Genomic DNA, 3535 nt, shown 5'->3' with positions numbered 1-3535 from the left:
ACTGTCATGCGGTGACCCGTCGCTTCACCCGTACCGCCGAGGACTTCCGCTGCCTTGCCTGCGGGACGCCGGTGCGCGGCGACGGCTACACCAACCACTGCCCGCGCTGCCTGTGGTCCCGGCACGTGGACGTCAACCCCGGCGATCGGGCCGCCGACTGCGCGGGGTCGATGCGTCCGGTCGCGGTGGAGGTGCGCGCCGGGCGAACCATCCTGCTCCACCGCTGTGAGGCCTGCGGCCACCAACGGCGGAACAGGATATCCCCGGCGGACGACCTTGAGGCAGTCATGCGGCTGTCGGCGCAGGGCGGCGTCGACCATGCCGGTTCCGTCCCGGATCATGCCGCGCGCCGCGCTCCGCGGGGCGGACGCGAGCGGCCTGGCCGGCGCGAGCGGGCCCGGCCACGGCAGTTGTACGAGGGCGCAGGATACGAACGGCAGTTGCACGAGGGCTCCGGGTACGAATGCTCCGGGTACGAGGGGGCCGGCCGCGGGAACCGCCCGGACCGGCGCCACCCGAACCGGGACAGCCCCGGCCCAGCCGGGTAGGCGGGACCTGGCACTCTGGCGGCGGATACCGTCATGGAACGTGCGGACGGCTGACATCGGTACCGCCGGGCCGGCGCCACGGCGGCCGGGCCGGCGCCTGTCCGTGTCGCGACGGATCCCATCCCGCCCCGGGTATCCCGGCCGGCCTGTGCCGCCGGCGCGCCTGTCCCGGTGGACGCAGCCATGGTTCAGGCCCTGGTCGGCCCGCCGGATTCGGATCTTCTGGCTGGTCTCCCGGGTGCTCCTGGTCATCCTCGCCGTCGCGGGCAGGACGTTGGGCGCGCAGCACGGGGTGCTTGGCGACGTCCGGCTCTACGACCACTGGGGCCACGGCCTGGTGCACGGCGCGGGGCTCCCCGTCGACGACGACCGCTGGCAGTACCCGCCGGCCGCGGCGATCGCGCTTGCCGTCCCGTCCGTGCTGGAGACGGTCACCAGGCTGCCCTACGAGGTCGGTTTCTTCCTGATGATCCTCGCGGCGGACGCGGCGGTCACCGGCATGCTGGCCCGGCGCTCGGCGTCCGCGGCCCGCTTCTGGCTGCTGGGGATCTGCGCGCTCGGACCGGTCGCACTGGCCCGTTTCGACCTGTTGCCGGCCGTTCTGGTGGTGGCCGCGCTGGTCGGTGCCACCGACCGGCGGTGGGGGCGGGTGGGGCTCGCGGTCGGCCTCGGCGTCCTGCTCAAGGTGTGGCCGGTGCTGCTCCTGCCCGCGTTCGGCCGCGTGGTGGGAGCACGCGGCCCGGTCCCTGGCGCGGGCCCGGCGCCGGCCCGCGACGCGCGTCCGGGCCCGCTGGTGGCGCGTGCCACCGGTACGGCGTCGTGGCCGGCCCTGGCCAGGCTGGCCGGCGGGCTGGCGGCGGCGGTGGCGCTGGTGGCCGCGGTGCTGTTCGCGACGGGCTGGTGGCGGGAGGCGTTCGGTTTCCTCGGCGCGCAGGAAGCTCGCGGCCTGCAGACCGAGGCCGTCCCGGCGACCCCGTTCGTCCTGGCGCACATGGTTGGCCTGGGCTCGGGCCCGGTCTACGACTGGGGATCGTTCCAGTTCGGCTCCCCGGCGGCACGCGCCGTGGCGACGGCCTGCTCAGTGGCGGAGATCGTGGCCGTGCTCGGTGCCACCGTGTGGTGGTGGACACCCCTGCGGTCACGTGCGGCCACGAATCCGGCGGACCGGATGCTGGCGCTGCTCCTGATCGTCCTGGTGACGAGCCGGGTGCTCAGCCCCCAGTACCTGGTGTGGCTGCTGGCGGTCGCCGCCTGCCGTCCTTTGTGGCCGAACCCGGCGGCCAGCGGTCCGGCCAGCGGTCCGGGCCTGGCCACCGGTACCGCTCCTGTTGCCAGTCCTGTTATCGGCCCTGTTGTCGGCCCTGCCGCGGGCCGGGGAGCGGCCATCGGCGCCGGCTGCACCGCGGGGGCGGCACCGATGGCGGGCCCGGAGCTCGCGGCGGGCCACACCGGGCTGGACTCGGTCAGCGGTACCGGCACCGAACCTGCGACCGGGACGGGCGCTGGCGGTCCGGACCGGGCCGGCGCGCCCTCCCGGACCGGTCCGGACACCGGGGTGGGCCCGGTCGGTGCTCGGGCGGCCCAGCCTGCCCCGCCACGTCGGTGGATCACCGTCGGGCTGCCGGCGATCTGCCTGATCTCTCTGGTGGTCTACCCGATCCGGTACGACGACCTGCTCGCGGGACAGGTCGTCGCAAGCCTGCTGCTGGTGGTGCGCAACCTGTTGCTGGTCATCGTCTGCTGGTTCGCCGTCGGCGAGGTCGCGCGAGCAGCGCGCCCAGGGCGGCGGCCCCCACAGCCACGCTTATGATCATGGCTGTGGGTGTGCCGGGTGGAGCTGCCCGGCCCAGCAGGGCCCAGGTCGGAGCCAGCGACGCCAGCGACGTCACGCACAGCACCACCGACGTGACGATCACCAGTCGGCGCGCCGCCGCGGATCCGCCGCTGGCTGCGATGACGGCGAGCGCCGGAACAGTGGGCGCCAGATACCACGGGTAGACGACCGGGCTACCCAGGGCAACCGCCATCCCCCCGACCCCGACGATGGCGACATCGTCCGGCACGCACCCTCGCGCCGACGCCGACGTGCCCGCTACAGCAACGGGCAGCGCCGGAGAGGGTGCTGTCGGAGCGGGTGCTGTCGGGCCGCACGTTGCCGGCGTAGATGGTGCTGGGGCGGGCGTCGCCCGGCCGGGCGACGTCGGAGCGGATGTCACCGGGCCAGACATTGCCGGCGCGGATGCTGTCGGGTCGGCAGCTGTCGGGCCGGATGGCGTCATGACGGATGGTGCCGGAGCGGACGACAGCGCCGGATGGGATGGCGCGGGCAGACACGGGGGCAGGGATGGTCTGCGCCAGGCGCGCACGAGGAGCCAGGCGACGACGGCCGCGGCGACGGCCAGCGACACCGCCCGCCCGGCAGCGAGCGCCGTCTCGGCCTGATCGCCGGTATCCCACGGGCCCGGCAGGTTCAGCAGACCCAGCAGGCCCAGCGGTAGCCGGATCAGGTGGGCGAGCAACGCGGCGGGTGCGATGCCGGTCCGCGACTGTCCAGAGGTGGCCAGCGCGCCGATCCAGGTCGGGCCGAAGCCGGCCGCGACCATGCTCACCGCCATCGTCACCGCCGCAACCGAAAGATCGAAAAGGGCGCTCCCCGCGCCGGCCGCGACCACTGACCGGCGTGCGGGGGATGCTTCGCCGTTCTCGTCGTGGTTTCCGCGGTCGCTTCGGCCGTGGCCGGCGGTGGCCCTCCCGGTGTGGCCGGCTGCGACCCGTTCACGCAGGTGGACGAGGACCAGCACGGCAAGGGCGAGGAAGGCGGTCACCTTGACCGTCCCAGCGAGACAGGCAAGCGCGACCGCGGCGCAGCGCAGCGCACCCGCCCGCGTCGACCACTGGGACCCGGTCGACCACCGAGACCGCGGCCACCGACGGGACCGTCGCGGGCGCCCGTACCCCGCCTGTCCCCATCCCACCCGCTCCCGCTT

At 74.7% G+C, this 3535-nt stretch carries 2 protein-coding genes and 1 pseudogene; 2 read left to right on the top strand and 1 reads right to left on the bottom strand.

The features are described from left to right. Nucleotides 1–548 (top strand): RNHCP domain-containing protein (locus CM1CMNOD_RS24560; RefSeq protein ID WP_431607665.1); only part of this gene is annotated, 548 nt, incomplete at its 5' end. 238 nt (nucleotides 549–786) lie between these two features. Continuing rightward, nucleotides 787–2358, top strand: coding sequence for a glycosyltransferase family 87 protein (locus CM1CMNOD_RS20610; protein ID WP_166462334.1), 1572 nt, complete (start codon nucleotides 787–789; stop codon nucleotides 2356–2358). On the opposite strand, the pseudogene CM1CMNOD_RS20605 reads toward CM1CMNOD_RS20610, so the two are convergent. Next, a pseudogene (locus CM1CMNOD_RS20605) lies at nucleotides 2279–3535 on the bottom strand (hypothetical protein); the annotation flags it as partial. The gene CM1CMNOD_RS20610 and the pseudogene CM1CMNOD_RS20605 sit on opposite strands and share 80 nt — an antisense overlap.

It is taken from the genome of Protofrankia symbiont of Coriaria myrtifolia (assembly GCF_900634755.1).
Classification (GTDB): domain Bacteria; phylum Actinomycetota; class Actinomycetes; order Frankiales; family Frankiaceae; genus Protofrankia; species Protofrankia coriariae.
Note: the sequence above shows the minus strand (reverse complement) of the source record. Positions and strands in the feature narration are given on the sequence as shown.